Annotated in this window: 26 protein-coding genes and 1 pseudogene; 25 read left to right on the top strand and 2 right to left on the bottom strand. The window is 49.7% G+C overall.

The genetic code is table 11. The annotated features are described in order from the left end of the window. Positions 1-534: 534 nt before the first annotated feature. On the bottom strand, positions 535-1,230 hold the full coding sequence (gene aqpZ, locus J8X26_RS24150) for an aquaporin Z (protein WP_208952193.1): 696 nt from the start codon (positions 1,228-1,230) through the stop codon (positions 535-537). A gap of 620 nt (positions 1,231-1,850) precedes the next feature. Between aqpZ and J8X26_RS24145 the strand changes: the two genes are divergently transcribed. The 7 genes from J8X26_RS24145 to J8X26_RS24115 all read left to right on the top strand — a co-directional run bounded on the left by J8X26_RS24145 (position 1,851) and on the right by J8X26_RS24115 (position 4,830). Continuing rightward, on the top strand, positions 1,851-2,135 hold the full coding sequence (locus tag J8X26_RS24145) for a hypothetical protein (RefSeq protein ID WP_208952192.1): 285 nt from the start codon (positions 1,851-1,853) through the stop codon (positions 2,133-2,135). A gap of 324 nt (positions 2,136-2,459) precedes the next feature. Then, positions 2,460-2,828 carry a putative holin gene (locus tag J8X26_RS24140; protein WP_208952191.1) on the top strand — a complete coding sequence of 123 codons (369 nt, stop codon included), beginning with the start codon at positions 2,460-2,462 and terminating at the stop codon, positions 2,826-2,828. Beyond that, positions 2,828-3,142 (top strand): phage holin family protein, encoded by a 315-nt coding sequence (locus J8X26_RS24135; RefSeq protein WP_208952190.1) that lies wholly within the window; start codon positions 2,828-2,830, stop codon positions 3,140-3,142. Before J8X26_RS24140 ends, J8X26_RS24135 begins: the two co-directional genes overlap by 1 nt. After that, complete coding sequence (locus J8X26_RS24130; RefSeq protein ID WP_208952189.1) at positions 3,117-3,557, top strand: lysozyme; 441 nt, start codon at positions 3,117-3,119, stop codon at positions 3,555-3,557. Before J8X26_RS24135 ends, J8X26_RS24130 begins: the two co-directional genes overlap by 26 nt. Then, positions 3,554-4,021: a lysis protein gene (locus tag J8X26_RS24125; protein WP_208952188.1), complete on the top strand. Its 468-nt coding sequence runs from the start codon at positions 3,554-3,556 to the stop codon at positions 4,019-4,021. The genes J8X26_RS24130 and J8X26_RS24125 overlap by 4 nt, the downstream gene beginning before the upstream one ends. A gap of 13 nt (positions 4,022-4,034) precedes the next feature. Next, complete coding sequence (locus J8X26_RS24120; RefSeq protein WP_208952187.1) at positions 4,035-4,340, top strand: hypothetical protein; 306 nt, start codon at positions 4,035-4,037, stop codon at positions 4,338-4,340. Between the two features lie 121 nt (positions 4,341-4,461). Next, on the top strand, positions 4,462-4,830 hold the full coding sequence (locus J8X26_RS24115) for a hypothetical protein (RefSeq protein WP_208952186.1): 369 nt from the start codon (positions 4,462-4,464) through the stop codon (positions 4,828-4,830). Between the two features lie 127 nt (positions 4,831-4,957). Here J8X26_RS24115 and J8X26_RS28105 read toward each other — a convergent pair whose 3' ends face one another. Next, positions 4,958-5,032 carry a lipoprotein gene (locus J8X26_RS28105; RefSeq protein WP_208952197.1) on the bottom strand — a complete coding sequence of 25 codons (75 nt, stop codon included), beginning with the start codon at positions 5,030-5,032 and terminating at the stop codon, positions 4,958-4,960. 253 nt (positions 5,033-5,285) lie between these two features. Here J8X26_RS28105 and J8X26_RS24105 point away from each other — a divergent pair, with 253 nt between their 5' ends. The 18 genes and pseudogenes from J8X26_RS24105 to J8X26_RS24010 all read left to right on the top strand — a co-directional run bounded on the left by J8X26_RS24105 (position 5,286) and on the right by J8X26_RS24010 (position 19,855). Further along, positions 5,286-5,828 (top strand): hypothetical protein, encoded by a 543-nt coding sequence (locus J8X26_RS24105; RefSeq protein ID WP_208952185.1) that lies wholly within the window; start codon positions 5,286-5,288, stop codon positions 5,826-5,828. After that, complete coding sequence (locus J8X26_RS24100) at positions 5,821-6,735, top strand: glycosyltransferase family 9 protein (RefSeq protein WP_208952184.1); 915 nt, start codon at positions 5,821-5,823, stop codon at positions 6,733-6,735. The genes J8X26_RS24105 and J8X26_RS24100 overlap by 8 nt, the downstream gene beginning before the upstream one ends. Then, positions 6,726-7,265: an HNH endonuclease signature motif containing protein gene (locus J8X26_RS24095; protein WP_208952183.1), complete on the top strand. Its 540-nt coding sequence runs from the start codon at positions 6,726-6,728 to the stop codon at positions 7,263-7,265. The genes J8X26_RS24100 and J8X26_RS24095 overlap by 10 nt, the downstream gene beginning before the upstream one ends. Beyond that, positions 7,262-7,876: a methyltransferase domain-containing protein gene (locus J8X26_RS24090; RefSeq protein ID WP_208952182.1), complete on the top strand. Its 615-nt coding sequence runs from the start codon at positions 7,262-7,264 to the stop codon at positions 7,874-7,876. The genes J8X26_RS24095 and J8X26_RS24090 overlap by 4 nt, the downstream gene beginning before the upstream one ends. Positions 7,877-8,001: 125 nt before the next feature. Next, positions 8,002-9,273, top strand: coding sequence for a site-specific DNA-methyltransferase (locus J8X26_RS24085; RefSeq protein WP_208952181.1), 1,272 nt, complete (start codon positions 8,002-8,004; stop codon positions 9,271-9,273). Positions 9,274-9,277: 4 nt separating this feature from the next. Continuing rightward, positions 9,278-9,430 (top strand): hypothetical protein, encoded by a 153-nt coding sequence (locus J8X26_RS24080; RefSeq protein ID WP_208952180.1) that lies wholly within the window; start codon positions 9,278-9,280, stop codon positions 9,428-9,430. Between the two features lie 48 nt (positions 9,431-9,478). Then, positions 9,479-9,781, top strand: coding sequence for a hypothetical protein (locus J8X26_RS24075; protein ID WP_307803506.1), 303 nt, complete (start codon positions 9,479-9,481; stop codon positions 9,779-9,781). Beyond that, positions 9,778-10,821, top strand: coding sequence for a terminase small subunit (locus tag J8X26_RS24070; RefSeq protein WP_208952179.1), 1,044 nt, complete (start codon positions 9,778-9,780; stop codon positions 10,819-10,821). The genes J8X26_RS24075 and J8X26_RS24070 overlap by 4 nt, the downstream gene beginning before the upstream one ends. Next, positions 10,818-12,446 carry a terminase gene (locus J8X26_RS24065; protein WP_208952178.1) on the top strand — a complete coding sequence of 543 codons (1,629 nt, stop codon included), beginning with the start codon at positions 10,818-10,820 and terminating at the stop codon, positions 12,444-12,446. Before J8X26_RS24070 ends, J8X26_RS24065 begins: the two co-directional genes overlap by 4 nt. Beyond that, a complete protein-coding gene (locus J8X26_RS27790) occupies positions 12,446-13,870 on the top strand; it encodes a DUF4055 domain-containing protein (RefSeq protein WP_244370834.1) in 1,425 nt (474 codons plus the stop codon). Before J8X26_RS24065 ends, J8X26_RS27790 begins: the two co-directional genes overlap by 1 nt. Then, positions 13,842-14,957, top strand: coding sequence for a phage minor head protein (locus J8X26_RS24050; protein WP_208952177.1), 1,116 nt, complete (start codon positions 13,842-13,844; stop codon positions 14,955-14,957). The genes J8X26_RS27790 and J8X26_RS24050 overlap by 29 nt, the downstream gene beginning before the upstream one ends. Positions 14,958-15,042: 85 nt before the next feature. After that, positions 15,043-15,831, top strand: a complete 789-nt coding sequence (locus tag J8X26_RS24045) for a hypothetical protein (RefSeq protein WP_208952176.1) — start codon at positions 15,043-15,045, stop codon at positions 15,829-15,831. A gap of 13 nt (positions 15,832-15,844) precedes the next feature. Then, a pseudogene (locus J8X26_RS24040) lies at positions 15,845-16,414 on the top strand (major capsid protein); the annotation flags it as partial. 176 nt (positions 16,415-16,590) lie between these two features. Beyond that, a complete protein-coding gene (locus tag J8X26_RS24035; protein WP_208952175.1) occupies positions 16,591-17,820 on the top strand; it encodes an integrase arm-type DNA-binding domain-containing protein in 1,230 nt (409 codons plus the stop codon). A gap of 131 nt (positions 17,821-17,951) precedes the next feature. After that, a complete protein-coding gene (locus J8X26_RS24030) occupies positions 17,952-18,206 on the top strand; it encodes an AlpA family transcriptional regulator (protein WP_208952174.1) in 255 nt (84 codons plus the stop codon). A 328-nt stretch (positions 18,207-18,534) separates the two neighbouring features. Continuing rightward, positions 18,535-19,200, top strand: a complete 666-nt coding sequence (locus J8X26_RS24025) for a hypothetical protein (protein ID WP_208952173.1) — start codon at positions 18,535-18,537, stop codon at positions 19,198-19,200. A 321-nt stretch (positions 19,201-19,521) separates the two neighbouring features. After that, positions 19,522-19,704: a host cell division inhibitor Icd-like protein gene (locus J8X26_RS24015; RefSeq protein WP_244370832.1), complete on the top strand. Its 183-nt coding sequence runs from the start codon at positions 19,522-19,524 to the stop codon at positions 19,702-19,704. Continuing rightward, the gene (locus J8X26_RS24010; protein WP_208952172.1) at positions 19,697-19,855 is read left to right on the top strand and encodes a hypothetical protein; all 159 of its coding nucleotides are present in this window, start codon (positions 19,697-19,699) and stop codon (positions 19,853-19,855) included. Before J8X26_RS24015 ends, J8X26_RS24010 begins: the two co-directional genes overlap by 8 nt. Positions 19,856-19,903 lie beyond the last annotated feature (48 nt).

Raw genomic sequence — 19,903 nt, 5'->3', positions numbered from 1 at the left:
GCATCGTATAATGGCTATTACCTCAGCCTTCCAAGCTGATGATGTGGGTTCGATTCCCACTGCCCGCTCCAAATAAGCGTTTTTTTGATCAGGGAATATGCAGTAACCCATGAGTGATCAGAGAACGTATTCGCATGAGTGTTGGGACGGGATTTTAACGCGTGTGCTGCTGATTTTCTGTCTCAGCGCTCAGTCGAATGCGGTGAATTTTACCTAAGCGGTAGAGCTAAGCTATTCTGAGTTGTCGAAAGTTCGCTTAAAAGAGAGCGGGTCAGGTTGTAGCTTTCCTGGCTCACCGGGAGGCACCCGGCACCGCAACTATTAAAATATTCGCATGAGCGTTGGGATTTTTTTGATGTGCACTATCGATACCCAACCCCTCAGCCGCATGCTTAAAGAAACTCGTCAAGTGCGGTTATTTTTGCTTGCTCTAAAACACTGAATAATTCAAACGTAGGTGGGGGGAGGCGTCGAAAGCCCCCCAAGCCAAGATTAATATAAAGAAGGCCTGAAAGTGTCAGGCCTTTGGGTCGATTAATCACGTTTCTCAAGTAAGAACCGGTAAATTATACCGCCGAGGATACCGCCGATAATCGGCATGACCCAAAACAGCCAGAGTTGCTGCAATGCCCACCCCCCCTGGAAAATAGCCACCGCCGTACTGCGCGCCGGATTCACTGACGTGTTGGTTACAGGTATGCTGATGAGATGGATTAGGGTCAAAGCAAGGCCTATAGCGATAGGAGCAAAGCCTGCCGGGGCATACTTATCGGTAGCACCATGAATAACGATTAAGAAACCACAAGTCAAAACGATCTCAATGACGATTGCTGACAAAACAGAATAGTGATCAGGAGAATGTTCTCCATAGCCATTTGATGCAAATCCGCTGATTGTTGCATCAAAACCACTTTTCCCGCTGGCGATCAAATAAAGTACAGCGGCCGCTGCAATACCGCCAATGACTTGAGCGACGATGTAGCCGACAACATCTTTTGTTGGAAACCGTCCGCCAGCCCACAACCCCAGTGTTACAGCCGGGTTGAAATGGCCCCCTGAAATATGGCCGACAGCATATGCCATTGTCAGCACGGTTAAGCCGAATGCGAGCGCTACCCCTGCAAAACCAATCCCCAGCTCTGGATATGCCGCAGCAAGTACCGCACTACCACAGCCGCCAAAGACCAACCAAAAAGTTCCAAAGAATTCTGCTGCTAGTTTTCTGAACATATTGAACCTCCTTAAAAAAAAAGGAAGTTTACCGTTCTTTAATGTTCTTTCCAATTATTCAAATTTCGGAAACATCCGGCTGAGATTATTTCTGGTGATGTGGTAATTTTCTAATCGATGCGGCTAATCAGTGAAAATAATTGGTGCATGTGGTGCATGTGGTGCATGTGGTGCATGTAGAGAAGTACGGTGTTACTAACGGTCCGGCGAGAGGTTCAGGTAGCACGTATTGTTTTTTCGTCAGGGAGATTGAGCCCTGAGTTACGAGAAAACTCATTCGCATGAGCGCTGGAATTCACACTCATCACGTTGTGGCCGCACCCTTTTCAGCGCTCAGCCGAATGTTAGTAGGAACCCGTTATCTGCGCTCAATTTTTCTTTTCTTTTATGAGATGAAAATCGATAAGCATATACATCGATGGCTCACTCGCGCAGCATGGTTTACGCGGGAGGGGCTGAAGGTCATGGATAATAACGGAGTGCATTTATCCAGAATCATGGCATTTTGTTTCCGAGGTACATGGCTCTCAATACTTGAATATGGACATGGAGTATCGACAAAATAGAGTGTCGGGCAAATTGGCTCACACCACATGCCATAACTAGCTGAGATTAGCAATATGAAAGTCGTCAGTAACGGCTACATCATAAAGAAAACCGAATACTACGGCGTTGAATTTATTATCCCGGAAAACCATAACTACATCGCTACTGACAGTGATGGAGCTATCTACAGCTTCTACTCGACGCCTTATTTTGACGGTATAGATTGGCACTGCAAGGTAGGCGGTTTTTGTCGGGTTGGTACCGCCGAACTTCATAGTTCAGAAGCTGCGAGTTCTTCTCGGTACTACGGCAAATACCCCCTCTTATCCCCGCAGGCTGAGACATCTACATGTGATTAACTCGGCAGAATGTTAATCAAAGCCCGTCATGTGCGGGTTTTCGTGTTTTTGATAGCAGGTCATCGTTCTGATGAGCAAAAAAAACCTCACTTCTGCTTAGGACAGAGAGTGAGGTTGCCAACATTAGGCCAATACCAGGGAAAATCTGATTCTATAAAATAAATTTTAAGAATTTAAATACTTTTTAAGTGAAATTAATCTTGTTGCGTATGGGTTTAATGTACAGACAGAGCTTCATTACCTGTTACCCCATCAGTCGCGATAAGTTTCTTCTTCTACAGGCTTCGCTTCGGCGAGGCCTTTCTTATTTCAGAGGTACTCACTGTGACAGAACCCATAACCGGTACCGGTCTGGCTACTGCCGGGGTCGCCGGTGTCACGCTGGTCAGCATATTCGGACCATTAGACGGGCCAACGGTCATCGGGGCCTTTGCTGGCGCTGCAATTTTTGTGGCTTGCGCGGTAGATTTTCAAATTTGGTGGCGAATGTTTCTCGGTGCGCTGTCGTTTGCAGCCGGACTGGTTGCCGCCCCTTTTACCGCCAGCCTGCTTGCTGCTGTTTTGCCTCAGACAACCGCCGTTGATTTACCCATCGGCGCACTGGTTGCTTCGGCGGCCGCTGTCCGTATCCTGATGGGGATAAGCGGAAAAGACGGTCCCTCTCTGCTTTCCCTATTTCGTGGAGGTCGGTAATGAATTTTCAGGAAATATTGCTCAATGCGAACGCCATTATCTGCGCAGGGACCGCCATACGATTGATGACATTTCGCCGTGGCAAATCAGGACACAACCGGCTGATGGCATTTGTTGCCTGGTTACTTACTGTTGCAACAGGGGCCGTTACAATTCGGGTACTAACCGGCGAGTACTTTTATACTGACTGGTCGGAAGTGCTGATTAATCTGCTGCTATGCCTGTCCGTATTCCGGGCAGGTGGCAACGTAGGACGCCTTTTGCGGGGCGTGGATATGGAGACGAAAAATGCAAACGAGTCAAAAGGGTCTTGAACTGATTAAACATTTCGAAGGCTGTGAGTTAACCGCCTATCAGGATAGCGTTGGCGTCTGGACCATCGGCTACGGATGGACGCAGCCGGTAAACGGGGTTCCGGTGGGGGCGGGTATGACGATCACCCAATCTGTCGCTGATGAACTGCTCGTCACAGGCGTTGTGCAGTACGAGCAGGGCGTAAGCCGCCTGGTAGCCGTTCCTTTGAACCAAAACCAGTTCGATGCATTAGTCGATTTTGCTTACAACCTTGGTGTATCAGCACTGGCAGGTTCCACACTGCTGAAAAAGCTCAATGCAGGGGATTATGTGGGTGCTGCTGATGAGTTCCTACGCTGGAATAAAGCCGGTGGAAAAGTACTTTCCGGGCTGACGCGTCGCCGGGCCGCAGAGCGCGAACTGTTTCTGTCATGAATATCAGGTTATTGGCAGCGGCGGGGGCGGTCGCTGCTGTACTTATTCTGGGCTGGACAGCTGACCATTATTACCATCAGGCCGTAACGTGGCGAAAATCTGCCCGGGACGCACGTGCAGTGGTGCAAACACAGGCCGCCACGATAGCGGATATGAACCAGCGTCAGCAGAAACTCGCCGCACTCGATAAAACTCACACGGAGGCGCTGAATGCTGCCGAAACAGAGAATGATAATCTTCGCCGCCAGCTTGCCGATGGCTCTCGCCGCATGTACGTCCACGCCAGATGTCCCGTGTCCGGTCTCAGCACTAAAACAAACCCCGGCGGCGTGGGCAATGCAACCACCGTCGAGCTCTCTGCAGACGCTGAACAAAACGTTCTCGATATCCGCGCCGGTATCATCAGCGACCAACAAAAGCTGAGATATTTGCAGGAATATATTCGAACTGAATGTTTGAACTGACAGAAAACATGATGTGAAACAATGTGATGTGTTTATTTACTTGTTAGAACGGTTAATCGAAAATGAAAAGGTAACTGCGATGGATGAGTATTCGATATTAGTGGTAACGCACGCTTTTACAATTAAATCAGCAACTCGCATTGAGTATCAGGTGTTTGATACACAAGCCGGTAGTGTATATGCAAAGGTAACCATCTTTGATTTAGAACCTAATTTCAATGTACGGACGCGAGAAATTTTGCAGCTATATACTGGTTCATTTGATTCTGATCATACGCTGTCGGTGATTGATAAAGATGTAGAACGACGAAATTTATAGATACTGAGCTAAACACAACCCGCTTCTTGCGGGTTTTTTTATGCCCTGAATACGGGGTTACTCCATGTGCATTATCCACTGGCTTAAAAGCCTATTTTCAAAATCCCAAAAGGAAATATCTATGTCCATTACTGTAAGTTCTATTCAGAAAAAAGCCGTCGCCCTGTTGGTTGGCTCCCCGGTTATTGCGGCGATTGTCGAGCAGATTTACACCGCACCTGCAGAAGATGAAATCAATTCAGCCGTTACTGAGTTTGTCGGTCACCTGACTCTGAGTGATGAAGACACCGTGCGTCAGACCTGTGGCGATAACTTCGACGTGATTGCGGCGGCATTTGCCGAACAGTCCGGCGTAGTGGCGAAGGCGCTGGCTGAACAGGTTGCTGCAGATGCCAAAGCTGACTTCACCGCAGAAGTGCAGGCATACGCGGATCACCTGCAGTACAAGCACAGCGAAGATAACGGACAGAACGTTACCGCTGGGAAGTAAGCGTTACAGAGCGTCTCTTACTGGGGCGCTCGATAATGCTTATGCGTCAGGCACATCCCAGTCGCAGATGATGATGTGATCGTGGCTTGGGCTACAGTCGGGAGGAGAACTCCTGCGTGTGGAAAAATCATCCTCCGTTTTTTTTGACAGCGCAACCAGCCAGAAGTAGCACGCTTAGAATGATGATGACTAATTTTCTCATTGTTTGCGTTCAGTCGATAAATTGGTCAGCCATTCTGACCTGTGATGTTTAAACCTTGCATTAACAGGGGGGCTTTGCATTGTTCTCAAAGATATGCTGCCGGACATTCCGGAGAATAATGGATATTTATAATGTTCTGTAAAATTAACCCATGCGTTAACTTTGTGGATTTTTATTCTTTAATGCTTCATGTCGATATGCAAAATTTACGGGGAAATACTCGACTTGCTTTCAATGCACAGAGGATAATTCTGTGAAGACATTTATTTGCATCGCCAGCGGCCCGTCACTTACCCGCTCGGATTGTTTATTGGCAGCACGCTCTGGTCATCCGGTTATTGCCGTTAATTCCAGCTGGCGCAGGGTGCCGGAATGTACGTACATCTACGCGGGAGACTTTGCATGGTGGGAACAACATCGCCATGAAATACCTGTACCGGCTGAGTGTTGGACCTGTTCTGCACTGGCGGCTCATCGATACGGCCTGAACCTGTTTGCCCCCCCACGCTGCGCGACCTTTAATTCGGGCATGCGGGCCATTCAGTTTGCGGCGCATCTCGGTGCCACGCGGATCGTTTTATTGGGGTATGACTGCGCGGTTGACGCAGGCACACACTGGCACGGGGATCATCCTGGCGTGTTGAAAAATCCAGATACATCGAGTGTTTTACGCTGGCGCGAAGAATTTCAATACCTGGCTGAGAATATGCGGAGTGTTGAGGTTATTAATTGTTCCCGCCGGACAACATTAACGAGTTTCACTAAAAGTACATTGGAGAGAGTATTTCATGCCTGAAAAACTTTATTTCGAAGGGATGCAGGGCATTGGGGATAATATTAATCAGCGCTGTTTTATTAAGGCTCTTAGCCTGGATGGAAAAGAAGTCTGGTTGAAAACGCCGCTGCCTGAAATATATGCCGGTATTCCAAATCTTCATTTCGTCAAAAGTTATACCCGCTTGCGCACGCAAAAGAAAAACGAGCTGAACACAACGGCAAGATTCAGGCGCGAGCCAGCCGGCATCGCGCAAAAGCGGATATTTTACGGCAACCGGCATTTGTTAGAGGGGAGCATTTTCGATGCGATGGAAAGTCAGTTTGGCATTGCGCCGGCGAAAATGGATTTGCCTCATTTCCCACTCCCCGATTTGACATTGCCAACAGGCAAACCTTTGGCAGTGATCAGACCGACCACCGAACGTACCGAATGGCACAACGCCAGCCGTGGCCCGCTAAATAAGTACGTGGATGAAGTATCCCGCATGTTGGCGGCCCGTGGGTTTTATGTGATCAGTATTGCGGATAACGAACCCGGGCAGGAGTGGATCCCCGATTTAGAGCCCTTCGCGCATGAAAAACTGCATAACGGCGAACTGTCGATTACTCAGATGCTGGCGCTGGTAGAACGCGCCGATATTGTGGTGACCGGTGCTTGTGTTATTTCACATGCAGCGATGGCTTACGTGAGGCCGACTATTTTTCTGCAAGGTGGAAATGGCGGTAATAATCATCACAGCAAGATTACAGATCCCCGTTGCATGGATTTATCAAAAACCCTGTTCGTGTATCCCGATAAATATTGCCGCTGTCAGCAGATGAAACATGATTGCGACAAAACAATCAGCAACCTGGCTGAGTGCGTAAAACCTTTTATCGATGAAGTGTATGCGGGCGCTATAAAGCAGGAGAGTACATGCCACTAAAATTTAATGTGACAACAGAAACTCTCGCAAAATTAAAACACTTTCTCATTCTCGATGATCATACTGGCGTATTTCATTGGATTAGGCAGCCAAATAGGCAGATTGCAATAGGAGACCGCGCGGGGAGCCAAGCCAAAAATGGGTACCGTATAATTTCGTTTAGTGGAAAACATTTCTATGAGCATCGACTTATATGGTTATGGATAAAAGGGAGCATTCCTGAAAAGAAGGTCGTTGACCATATCAACGGGAACCCTAGCGACAATCGCCTCGAAAATCTCCGGTTAATTTCCCAGTCTCGCAACACTCAGAACATCGTTAGAAGTAAAAAACGAGCAGGACCAGACGGGATTCATTTGCCGCAAGGGGTTTACTGGCTGGCATCTAAAGGGAAGTTTGTATCTTGCATCAAGCTTGATTACAAGAAGAGGCACCTTGGTACTTTTGAATCTATTGAGGATGCGCATGCAGCATATCTTAGCGCTAAATCTGAATTTCATCCCGCATCAAACATTGAAAGGTTGATATGAGCAACTTCAACAAATTACAGGCTAGTTCACTGGTTTGGCTCCCCGAGCACGGTATAGGGCGTTATCCCGTGCCAACAAAGCGGCCGTATGACGAAAATTACTTTTCCCGCTATCAAGAAATGGCCGATACGCAGCTAGGACGTGAACTCACGGCAGCGCGCGTTCGTCTTGTTGCTCGCCATTATAACGGCCCGTTGCTGGATGTAGGGATCGGCGCTGGCCAGTTCGTTGAATCTCGCCCAGACACGAAAGGATATGATGTTAATCCCGCAGGTGTTGAGTGGTTGCAACGGCGTGGCCTGTGGGCAGATTTATACGCTGGCCGATATCCCGCATTAAGTTTTTGGGATGCTATAGAACACATAGACCGACCTGAAATTGCCGTAGGGAAGGCTGAGAAATGGGTTTTTGTGTCTGTGCCTATTTTTGAAAATGCAGAGCATATATTGCGTTCTCGCCATTTCAGGAAAAACGAGCATATTTTCTACTTTACGCACAGCGGGCTGATCAAATGGTTCCACGAACTGGGATTTGAACTGGCAGAGCATAACGTCGTTGAAAGTGATTTAGGGCGCGATGGCATTGGAAGCTATGCGTTCAAGCGTGGTTAATCCCAGGTGAATACTACAGAGCGTCATTACGATGGCGCTGGATAGTGATTACCAAAGCAATTACGGCACCCGCCGCGCACCCAGCGCACTGGCCATAAATGCTTTTATTACTTGAGAGCGGGGATATGACTGAAAAACTCAAAATCATCTATCGACCGTTAAAGGATTTAACGCCGTATGCGCGCAACGCCCGGACGCATGACGAGGACCAGGTCATGCAGCTGGTCGCCAGCATCGAAGAGTTCGGGTGGACTAACCCGGTTCTTATTGACGAGAAAGGGGAAATTATCGCGGGTCATGGGCGCGTATTGGCTGCCGTGGAATTGAGCGTTGCTTCGGTACCGACAATCACGCTCTCTGGACTAACCGACGCACAGAAACGTGCGTATCGCCTGGCTGATAACCAGCTGGCGCTGAATGGCGGCTGGAATTCAGAATTGCTTAAAGTTGAGATTGAGTCTCTTCTACAAGATGGTTTTGATATTAATCTGGTTGGTTTTGATTCTGGCTTTGTTGATGATTTATTGGCAGAGCAGGCTTCTGGCAAAACTGATCCGGATGATGTGCCCGACCCGCAGAACAGCGTTGTTTCGGCGGTAGGCGATCTGTGGCTTCTCGGTAGGCATCGTCTGTTATGCGGGGATGCGACTGTTCCTGAGCAAGTGGAAAAACTCTGCGCTGGTCAACTGGTTGATATGTGGCTCACGGATCCTCCTTACAATGTTGGTTATGTCGGGAAAACCCGCAAAGCGATGACCATACAAAACGACGCGCAGGAAAGCAGCCTGTTTCGTAAGTTTTTGGTGAAGGCTTACACGGCGGCAGATGTTGTTATGAAGCCAGGCGCTGTTTTTTATATATGGCATGCTGAGTCGGAAGGTATGAATTTTCGCGGTGCAGCTGGCGATGTCATGTGGCAGATCCGCCAATGCCTAATCTGGAATAAAAATACGCATGTGCTGAGCCGCAGTGATTATCACTGGAAGCATGAGCCTTGCCTGTACGGCTGGAAAAGTGGCGCTGCGCATTTATGGGCGGGGGATCGAAAGCAGTCGACAGTTTTGGAATGTGACCGGCCACAGAAAAATGCTGAACACCCAACCATTAAGCCGGTTGAATTGTTCGAGGGGCAGATCCTGAACAATACCCGCGGCGGCGATATTATTTTGGACAGTTTCGCCGGTAGTGGAACAACCGTTATTGCATGTGAGGTCACAGGGCGTAATGGCAGGCTTCTGGAAGTGGATCCGCGTTATGTCGACGTCATAATCCGTCGCTGGCAGGTTTTTACTGGTTTACATGCTGTGCATCAAGAAACGGGTAAAACGTTCGATGAGTTGAGTTGCTGCGTCGAAGCGGTAGAGGTAGTGTCACCGCAGGAAAACGATAAAGGTTAACGTCATGAAATTGAACGATTTTGCACAAAAGATTTTATCAGTACTGCGTGACAACCCTAATGCAGATGCCGCATATATTTTGTCTCGGGGGTTAGGTCAGAGCGAACCTGAAATTGATTTCGTCATTCTTCAACTGCAGATGTTCAGTTACGCCTGACAACCTGCACGTACATTATCAAGGGCTGCCTAAGGGGGGCCCTTTTTCGTGGTGGTCAGCGAAGACGCGGACCATAAAGACGAGGTGTGTATGTTCAACCCGGAGCAGGTGCAAGTGTTGGCTGCACGCCGGTTGACGGAACAACAGATAGCGGACGTGTTGGATATTGATTTGCAGGAGCTGAAAAAAGACCGGGACGTTATTTCCAAGTTCAGGGTGGAAATCAGAAAAGGCAGAGCAAAAGGCGAGGCTGAATTGAGAGGCGTACTTTATCGGCGAGCAAAAGGCGGTGACACCGGCGCATATCAGCAATTACTGAGGCGTGAGAAACAACAGGATAGCGACGAATGAGTAACCGGAACGAAGAGGACATTAGAGCTGATTACTGTGCTGGCATCCTCTCGATCCAAAAGGTTGCAGACAAGCATGGATTAAAGAAATCCACGCTGATTGATTTAGCTGAGAGAAGAGGTTGGGTCCGTAATAAAGCACCGGCCAAAGTCGTTAAAAAAAAACCGACTAATCCGACCAAAAAATCCGACCAAAATGCAAATGGTCGGGTAGATGGTCGGAAAGCTAACCGGTCGGAAATGGTCGATGCTCAAGAACAAACAGCTGAGGTAAAAAGTTCACTTCCCGCAAATACAGAATTGGACTTCGACCCTGATGAATATGGCCTCACGTTAAAAGAAGCTGACTTTGTATTCCATTATTTAAAGACTGATAGCCGGGTGGAGGCGTACAGGCTTGCAGGCTATGAAGGTCAGGGAAACACTGCATACGTCGGGGCGAGTCGGCTGTACAGAAAGGATAAGGTTTCAAAAGCCATCAGGGCGCTGAAAAATCGTGTACGCGAACGTTACTCCGCAGAGCTGGACGAAATCGTTGATCAGCTCGTCGCCATTACCCGAGCAGACCCGAATGAGGTTGCACAGTATCGACGCGTAAATTGCCGGTATTGCTGGGGTGACGAACATTGTTATCAGTGGCGTGATGAAAGTGAATACGACCGCGCAGAACGTAAAGCCACGGCAGACAGTAAACCACCACCGGAATACGGCGGGCTTGGTTTTGTTTCTAACGCAGATCCTAACCCGGATTGCCCACGCTGCAATGGTGAGGGCGAGGGCGAAATAAAAATTGCGGACACGCGTGATCTCGATGGCGATGGTCAGCACTACTACCTTGGCGTGAAACAGACCAAAACTGGCATTGAGGTGTTGACGGAGAGTAAGCAGGCCGCCCGTGCGATGCTGATTAAAATTATCGAGAACCGCAAAGAAAACGACGATGACAGCGTGATGAACGTCATGCCTGTTCCTACCACTGATAATGTTGATGACTGGGAGAAATTCGCCCAAGCACAGCAGGATAAATCGTTAGGCAAATGAAATATAACCTCGTATGGAAGCCCCTTCCGGGGTCGCAGTCGCTCGCTTTAAGTTGCCCCTGCAATGAAATTCTATTCGAAGGCACACGCGGTCCTGGGAAAACAGCGGCGCAATTAGCTCGTTTCCGGCGAAATGTCGGGGTAGGCTACGGATCATTCTGGCGAGGCATTATTTTTGACGTCGAATACAAAAACCTCGCCGACATTATCGTGCAGTCGAAACGTATGTACCGGCCGTTCGGCGATAGGGCACGATTTCTCAGTTCTGGTTCAGAGCTGAAATGGGTGTGGCGCACTGGCGAAGAATTATTATTTCGCTTCGGCAGCACGGAGGATGATTACTGGAATTTCCACGGGCAAGAATTCCCGTTTATCGGCTTCAACGAACTGACCAAACAGCCCACCTCCGAGCTGTACGAAATGATGTTCTCATGCCGCCGCTCGTCATTTTTACCGGAAAATTTCCCCGTCACTATCGACGGAGACGAATACAAGCGAACTGGCATTGTGCGGTTTGTGAAAAAAAACCACCGGCACGCCATTCCGCGTTTTCTGCCAAAAATTCCGCTCGAAACGTTCAGTACGACAAACCCGTATGGCATCGGCCACCGCTGGGTAAAAAAACGTTTCATCGACCCGGTGCCGCGTGGCTCTGTTTTTCGTGATACGCAGTCTGTTTTTAATCCTCAGACGCAGACGGAAGAGCCGATCACGCTCACCCGCGTAGCGCTGCACGGTTCGTATAAAGAAAACCCGTTTCTTGATCCCAGCTACATCGCTGGGATCATGAATATTAAAGACCCGAACATGCGTAAAGCGTGGGTTGAGGGTTCCTGGGACGTCACCAGCGGTGGCCGGTTTGACCATGTTTGGGATAACAGCACGCACGTTATCAAGCCGTTCACCATCCCGCACAGCTGGACGGTTGACCGCTCGCATGACTGGGGCGAATCGAAACCCTTCTCGAATCTATGGTGGGCGCGTGCAGATGGGACCACGGCAACACGGCCAGACGGTTCTACATTCTGCCCGCCTGCAGGTTCGCTCATTTTGATTGGCGAGTGGTACGGCTGCCCGCCGGACGAGATGAACGTGGGCCTGAAAATGTCGTCGACCAATGTTGCCAAAGGCGTGAAATGGGTTGATCAGCGGCTGGCCGGTGAAGATGTTGAACAGCCTGAGGAAACCATCGGAAAAGGGCAGATGAATATCATGCCCGGTATCTGTTCGCGCGTGGTGCCCGGTCCTGCTGATGGCGCGATTTATAACACCTCCGATGAAGAGCTTTCCATTGCTGAAAAAATGGAAAAACAGGGGGTTAACTGGATTGCAGCCAACAAAAGTCCCGGCTCGCGCATCAATGGCGCCGCGCTTTTTGCGGACATGCTTGAGGCCGTGGTGGAGGGGAAAACCAAGGAATCAGGTATGCCTGAAAACCCTGGTTTCTATGTTTTCGACTACTGCCGGGGCTGGATCAGCCGCGTGCCTACGCTGGTTCGCGACTCGAAGAATCCGGACGACGTGGATACCACGCAGGAAGATCACGACTGGGACGCCACCCGCTACCGTGTTCTCCATTCGCCGTACAAACCTGCCTATTCAATCAAACTGGATACGACATTCTGATGAGTGAAACTTACGACATTGCTTTTGCCCGTCCTGAACACAGGGCGGCAATGCCCCTGTGGAAGATGGCGCGTGACGTGTGCAGCGGCGCCGAGGCGGTTAAACGGGAAGGGCATACCTATTTACCCAAACTCGATCCGACGGACAGGTCCGCACGCAACCGCCACAGAAACGAAGACTACAGGATGCGCGCGGTGTTTTACCCGATCACCTGCAACACGAAAATCGGCATGCTCGGCATGGCCTTCCGTAAAGTGCCCACGATGAATGCTCCGGCAAAGCTGGCCTGTCTGATTGAGAATGCCGACGGTGCCGGTACCAGCATTTATCAGCAGTCTCAGATTGTGCTCGAGAACGTCCTCGAAACGGGGCGTGAAGGCCTGTATGTCGATTATGCCAGCGACGGTGAAAGGCCGATTATCGTGGTCTACCGCACAGAGGACATCATCAACTGGCGCACGCAGACCATCAACGGGCGCACGCGACTGGTGCTGGTGGTGCTTCGGGAGTGCGTCGAGGAGCCGGACGGCTTCGGGTTTAAAGAGCGGGTGCAGTACCGTGAACTGGCGCTGGAAAAAGGCGCGTTCGTTTGCCGGGTATGGAAACGTGCTGGCGTCGAGGATACCGGCGCGTTTTCGATTGTTTCTACTACCATCCCCCGTGCTTTTGCGGCGAATAAGCCGTGGGATGAAATCCCGTTCACCTTTATCGGCGCTCAGAATAACGACCAGACGCTCGACGAGCCGCCGCTGGCTGCACTGGCTGAGATAAACCTCGGACACTACCGCAACAGCGCCGACTATGAGGACAGCGTGTGGTTTTGCGGACAGGTACAGCCGTGGATGTCCGGGCTTGATACCGGCTGGCGCGATCATCTGGAAAAAACGGGCGTTAAGGTCGGTTCCCGCAACCCGCTGATGCTGCCTAAAGATGGCTCCTTTGGTTATGCGCAGGCGCAGCCAAACATGCTGGCAAAAGAGGCGATGGACAGTAAGCGTGATTACATGGTGGCGCTCGGTGCCCGGCTGATTGAACAAAACGCGGTGGTGAAGACCGCCACGCAGGCCGACAGCGAACAAAGCGCTTCGACGTCTCTTCTGAGTATCTGCGTCTCCAACGTCTCCGAGGCTTACACGCGGGCGCTGAACTGGTGCGCACGCTACATCGGCGACAATTCCGGCGGCTGGGGCTATGCGATTAACCAGGAGTTTATCAGCAAGGTGGCCGATTCCGGCATGATAACCGCTATCGTCAGCGCCTGGCAGTCCGGCGCGATACGCGACAGTGATCTGATCCGCACGTTGCAAAAACTGGACATCATCGACCCGGCGGACGATCCGGACGACGTGATTCAGACCCTGAGAGACAACGCGCCCAATTTTATCGGACTGAACGATGACAACAATAAACGCACGGCTGCGTGACGAACTGATCGCCCACCGCGTTTACCTGACGCGGTATGAGTCAGGGGGGGTGAAACGCCTGCTTTCATCTCTCAGTGCTGATGATGCAGACCTGGCGGTAAAGCTGTTGGTGACGCTTGAGGATTTGCCAACAGGCGGACAGTCGGTGAAGTCTCTCAGCAGGGTGTTAAAATCGGTTCGTGAAATCAATCAAAAAGCAGTGACCCGTTTTTTTTCAGAACTGGGGCAGGTGCTGAAAGATTTCACAGAATATGAGGCCGGATTCGGTTTCGACCTGATGAAATCGCTTTTGCCTGAGGTGGTCAGTAAGCGTGGACTGCTGAAAAAGGTGGATGCGGGCGCAGCGTATACCAAGACGGTTACCGAACCTTTCCACGGTTACACTCTCAGGGGGTGGACAGATAAGCTCGAGGCGGACCGCTTCGCGCGTATCGTGAATACCGTGCGTACGGGGTTAGCTCAGGGCAAAGCCCCCGACCAGATAGCGCGCGACGTACGTGGCACGAAAGCGAAGTCGTTTAAGGACGGGGCACTGCAAAGAAGCCAGTCTAACGCGGCTGCGATTGGCTACAGCACTTTAGCGCACGCTGCCAGTGTCGTGCGTGAGCAGATTGCGGTTTCAAACGACCATCTGATCAAGGCCAAACAATGGCTCTCCACGCTGGATAATAAAACCTCGCCGCCGTGCCGCCTTCGCGACGGGTTGCTGTTCACCCCGGATAATCAGCCGGTAAAACACGATATTCCGTGGGGAGACGGCCCCGGTAAACTGCATTTTCATTGTCGCTCGCTGTATACGCTGGTCTTTAAAAGCTGGCAGGAAATGGGGCTTTTGCCTGATGACCTGACCGGTAACGAAAAGCAGGCGCTCAGCGGTGACTTACCGGCGAAAATTACCTATCAGAAATGGATAGAGCGTCAGCGCCCCGGCCGTCAGGATGAAATTCTTGGCCCGACGCGGGCAAAGCTCATGCGTGAGGGTGGTCTGGAACTGGCGCAGTTCTACACCGCTGACGGGACTTACCTGACGCTGGCACAGCTTAAACAGAAAGATGCCTCTGCCTTTGAGCGTGCAGGCGTCCACTGAACCTGATTTCTACACAATCCGCCCTGGCAATTGCCGGGGCTTTTTTATGGGGCAAAGCCCCGCAACACAATCCCGAGGGGAAATTATGCTTTTTCGTAACCTGTTCATTAAATATTACGCGGCGGCCGGTGAGGGCGGTGGTGAAGGGGGCGGTAATGGTGGTGGCAATGAGCCTGAAATCACACCAGAGCTGCAGGCCATTATCGATGCCCGGGTTAATGACTCGGTGACCGGTCTGCAAAATAAAAATAACGAGCTGCTCGGGAAACTTAAAAAAGCCACCGAGACGTTAAAAACCTTCGACGGAATCGACCCCGATTCTGTTCGTTCCATCCTGCAGCGTTTTTCCGACGATGAAGAGGCAAAGCTGATCGCCGACGGGAAACTCGACGTGGTGCTCGAGAAGCGCACCGAACGTATGCGTACGGATGCTGAAAAACAAATCAAAACCGCCAACGATCGCGCCGGTCAGGCCGAAGCGTTCGCCAACAAGTTTCGTGATCGGGTGCTCAATGACGCTGTCCGCGAAGCCGGGGTTAAAGCCGGTGTCCTTCCGACGGCCACCGATGACCTGATTTTACGTGCGCGCAGCACCTTTCGCATTGACGAGGAAGGCAATGCCGTGGCGGCTGATGCTGATGGAAACGCCATTCTCGGTAAGGACGGTAAAACTCCGCTTTCGCCGGTTGAGTGGGCTGAGTCTCTGAAAGACAGTGCGCCCCACCTTTTCCCGCAGGCCGAAGGCACCGGAGCAGGTGCGCATAAAGGTGGGGGCAGCAACGCCGGGCTGAAACGCTCCGAAATGTCGTCTGCCCAAAAAAGCGAATTCCTTCAAAAACACGGCCAGCAGGCCTATCTACGACTTCCGAAATAAGGACTGAACATTCATGACAGCAGAAACCACAACCAACACAGATATGGTTATTTATGACGATCTGGCACAAACCGCCTTTCTTGAGCGTCGTCAGGATAATCTCGATGTGTTCAACGCGGCGTCAAATGGCGCCATCATTCTTGATAACGAAATGATCGAAGGGGATTTCAAAAAACGCGCCTTCTATCAGGTGGGCGGTAACATCGAATTCCGCGATGTGACGTCTACGGATACTGTGGAAAACAAAAAAATCGGCGCAGGTGAAGCGATTGGCGTGAAAGCACCGTGGAAATACGGCCCGTATTCAACGACCGAAGAAGCCTTTAAACGTCGCGGTCGTGACGTGACTGAGTTCTCCGAAGTTGTGGGAACCGACGCGGCTGACGCGACACTCGAGGGTTATATCAAATATGCCATCAAGGGATTGGTTGCTGCGATTGGCAATAACAGCACCATGCAGGTCGATGCCGATATTGCCACCGACGGCAAAAAGACGCTGACCCGCGGGCTGCGTAAGTACGGAGATAAGTTCAACCGTATTTCCCTGTTTGTCATGCACTCCGCCACGTATTTTGACATTGTTGGCATTCTGCCTTTTTTGAATTCCGTATGTTTTCTTTTCGCCCGACAGAAACCGCGAACCGTGGGGCTTTAACTGTCCTTTTTAGTTTGCCCTCCTTCGGAAGTTTACGGGTAAAACCGTGAAATTAGGGACTATGCGAGGGACTAACTTACGGAGCACTAGAGGAGTAAATAAAAATGACGATTAGACCGCTGACCAATGCCGAGGTGAAGAATGCCAGAGCACAGGAAAAGGATTACACCCTTTTTGACGGGTTCGGCTTAGTGCTCTTTGTTGCTAAATCGGGAGGCAAATCGTGGCGGCTTAGATATGTTCACCCAGTGACGAATAAACGGCAGACATTCACCATAGGAAAATACCCGGAGTTCTCGCTTGCCGAGGCACGAGCAGAAAGAGAGCGATTACGCAAACTCCTTGCCAGAGGTATAGATCCTGGTGAAGTGAAGAAAGAACAGAAGGTTGAGAATCTAAAAAAATACTCACAAACAGTTGGCACCGTGGCTGAGGACTGGTTAACCATGAAGAACAGCAGCGGTATCAGATTAAGTACCCGGCTTTCTAACAAAACCCTGGTAAAAAATATTGTAGAAATTATGGGAGATCGCCAAATCGGCAGCGTGAAAGCTGTCGATGTTATCCAGTCACTAAAACCCTATGAAGACCGCCCTAACATGCGTATGCGGTTAATCAGTTGTATTAATTGCGTGATGGATTATGGAGTTAACACCGGAATTATTGAGCAAAACAACCTTATAAAAATACACAAAGCATTCCCGCCAGTTAAGGTAACTCCCTTTGTTGCCCTCAATAAACATCGGCTTCCTGCATTTCTTAAGTATTGGAATGCCGTGGATAAATCGCCGCTGATGATTCTTTGCCTCAAGTTCCAGATCATAACGATGGTTAGGCCAATGGAATCCGTTCGGGCGGAATGGGCCGAAATCGATTTTGATCGGGCGCTATGGACGATTCCTGCAGAGCGGATGAAGGGAAAAAGAGAGCACACAGTTCCTCTGTCCGGCGCAGCCTTACGGTTGCTCACTGAGGCGGCAAGGTGGAGGCGGGAGCGATTTGTCTTTGCTTCCCTCATTCGCGCTGATGTACCGATAAGCAGAGGCAACCTGAGCCGCATAATTGGCAGTTCACCGTTTCGCGGGGAAGTCATGCCGCATGGTTTTCGGGCGATGGCTTCAACGATATTAAACGAAGAAGGGTTTCATCCTGATGTAATTGAGGCCGCGCTGGCGCATAAAAGCGGCAATGCAATTCGCAATATTTACAATCGCACCACTTATCTGGATAAGCGGCGGGTAATGATGGAGTGGTGGGGGGATTTTGTCGAAGCCGCGGAGCGTGGAGAAATACTGGAAACTAGCGGGGATAAGGGGCTAAGGCTGGTTGGGTAATGCCTATCTAGTGTTAATTTATCTATCTGAAAGACTGGCTAAAACCGGTCTTTTTTTATGTGTGATTGATGGTGTTTTGATGTTTTTATATTCATTTGTATTATATTAAATTCAGTTCAATGGGAGGGCTTATGTCCGATACTCAAAGTGAAATTATGCTCACAAATGAAGTTATGGCGCGTCTTCGCTACGCTTCAACTTCTGCGTTTTATGCGTTCCTGAAAGACAAGGGTGAGGCTTTTCCGCTCCCCTTCAAGCTTGGGCGGCGCAACTTCTGGTATAGCAGTGAGGTTGAGGGCTGGCTGGAGAAGAAAAGCCAGGTGAGGGGGCTGGATACGTTTTCTGATGAACGGAAAGCCAAAATGCGTGGCAAAGTTACTGAATAGGGGGACGGTAACCTTAACTGGTATATGGTGAGTATATGCACCGATTGGCATAATGCCCTCAAAATTTGGATAATATTGCGAGGGTATGATGCTTAAAGTTTCGGTGCGGAATGGAAGGAAGACGCTAACAACTAGCGTTACTATAACGAATGGAGATAATAAGAAGACTATCAGATTTGGTGCCCTTGAGCATAACTATAAACTGTCTCCGTCTGGAAAATACTTTTATATACACTTAGCCAATTCGAAATCCCCGGATGCAGGGAAGTTTATTAAGCTGAATACAGAAACTCTGGAGAGAGTTTTTACAATAAATCCAGAGTGGGGAGTGGCTAATGAATATTTGTTTTCGCCTAATAGCGATACTCTTTTAGTTAAACTGAACTTTGGGGCGTATGCTATTGATGACGAGGGGGTTATCATTAATAGGTCTGATTATTATATGGATATTGTAAAGTTTGCATCACTATCATCTATTGATTCTTTACCAACATTTTTTGTTTTACATGACAAAAATGAAATAAATTATCAGATAGCATTAAACTCTATGGATAAGGTATTGAAGTGTTGCGGAACCATGTTTCATGGCCTGTCTTGGGGCGCTATTGCATTGAAAGCAAAGGCTGTCGTTTTGGGTGATATGGGGAGAGTAGAGGATGCATTGCAATGTTGCGTAGATGCGATAGCTATTGACCCCAAGGTGACAGCTAAACAAATGCGCAATAATTTCTGTCGTCAGTTAAAAATTGAAAAGGATAATATTGCGCCTTCTGAGTGGGTTTCAGATTTTAAAAAATCCGTCGAAAAAATTCGAGCCGATGAACTAATAAAGATTGGCGAAAATTATAAACAGTTAAACGCCAGGCAGGAGTTTTTGGCGAGAAAAGACCAAGTAAAACATGAAAAATCGCATCTCAGTTCTGAAAATAAAAAGGCAATGCTTTGGGTGGCTGCGCTGCTGATAGTTATTTTTATAATCTGGATGTCACAATAACAAAGTAGAAAAGGCGCTTGCTCTCATACGCAAAGTGCGGTTATGCTTTGTTTGCGCCTGCAAAATCAGGTGCCGGGCGTGGAAACTCGGAGAACTAAACGGCGACACAGACGCCTATAGCGTCTTTTTTATTGTCGTAATATCAGCACCCCATATTCAGCGGTATCAATCCGTGCAAAATCAATGGTGGCGCTGGTAGGGCAGCTTTCGGGCTGGCCGGTATCCGTTTAGGCCGGTATTTCCACCCCTATCAGCGTCACCACCAATCATGAGCGTGGAAACTCAGGTGGTGACTCCTAAAACTAAACGGAGATCATCATCATGATGGCAACCCCTACCCAAAATCACCCTAAATTTCGATTCCGCTTTCTGGCTCTCTGCGCCACTGGCAGCGCTATTGTTCACATTACCGCTAATTCCGAACGTGAAGCCCGCTCAATGTCGCCTGTCGGTTTCGTGATGGTTTTTTCTGGCCGTCTGCCTGTGGAGGTGCGCCATGCGTGATGCTATCGCTCTTGAAAGCGCCCTTATTGGGGTTAGTTCACTTGCCACCGCTGCTATGGTTCTCGACGAGCCAGAAGAACGCTCATTGCTGATTGATTTGATTACGCTCATTCAGAAAATAGCTACCGAAGCAACGGAGGCGCAACAATGAACCTGCAAACCCTGACAGCAAAAGCGCGCGAGCTGCGCGGCAACGTCG

This window comes from Rahnella sp. ChDrAdgB13 (assembly GCF_017655185.1).
Lineage (GTDB): Bacteria > Pseudomonadota > Gammaproteobacteria > Enterobacterales > Enterobacteriaceae > Rahnella > Rahnella contaminans.
The sequence above is the reverse complement of the archived record's forward strand: the minus strand, read 5'-3'. Positions and strand labels throughout refer to the sequence as shown.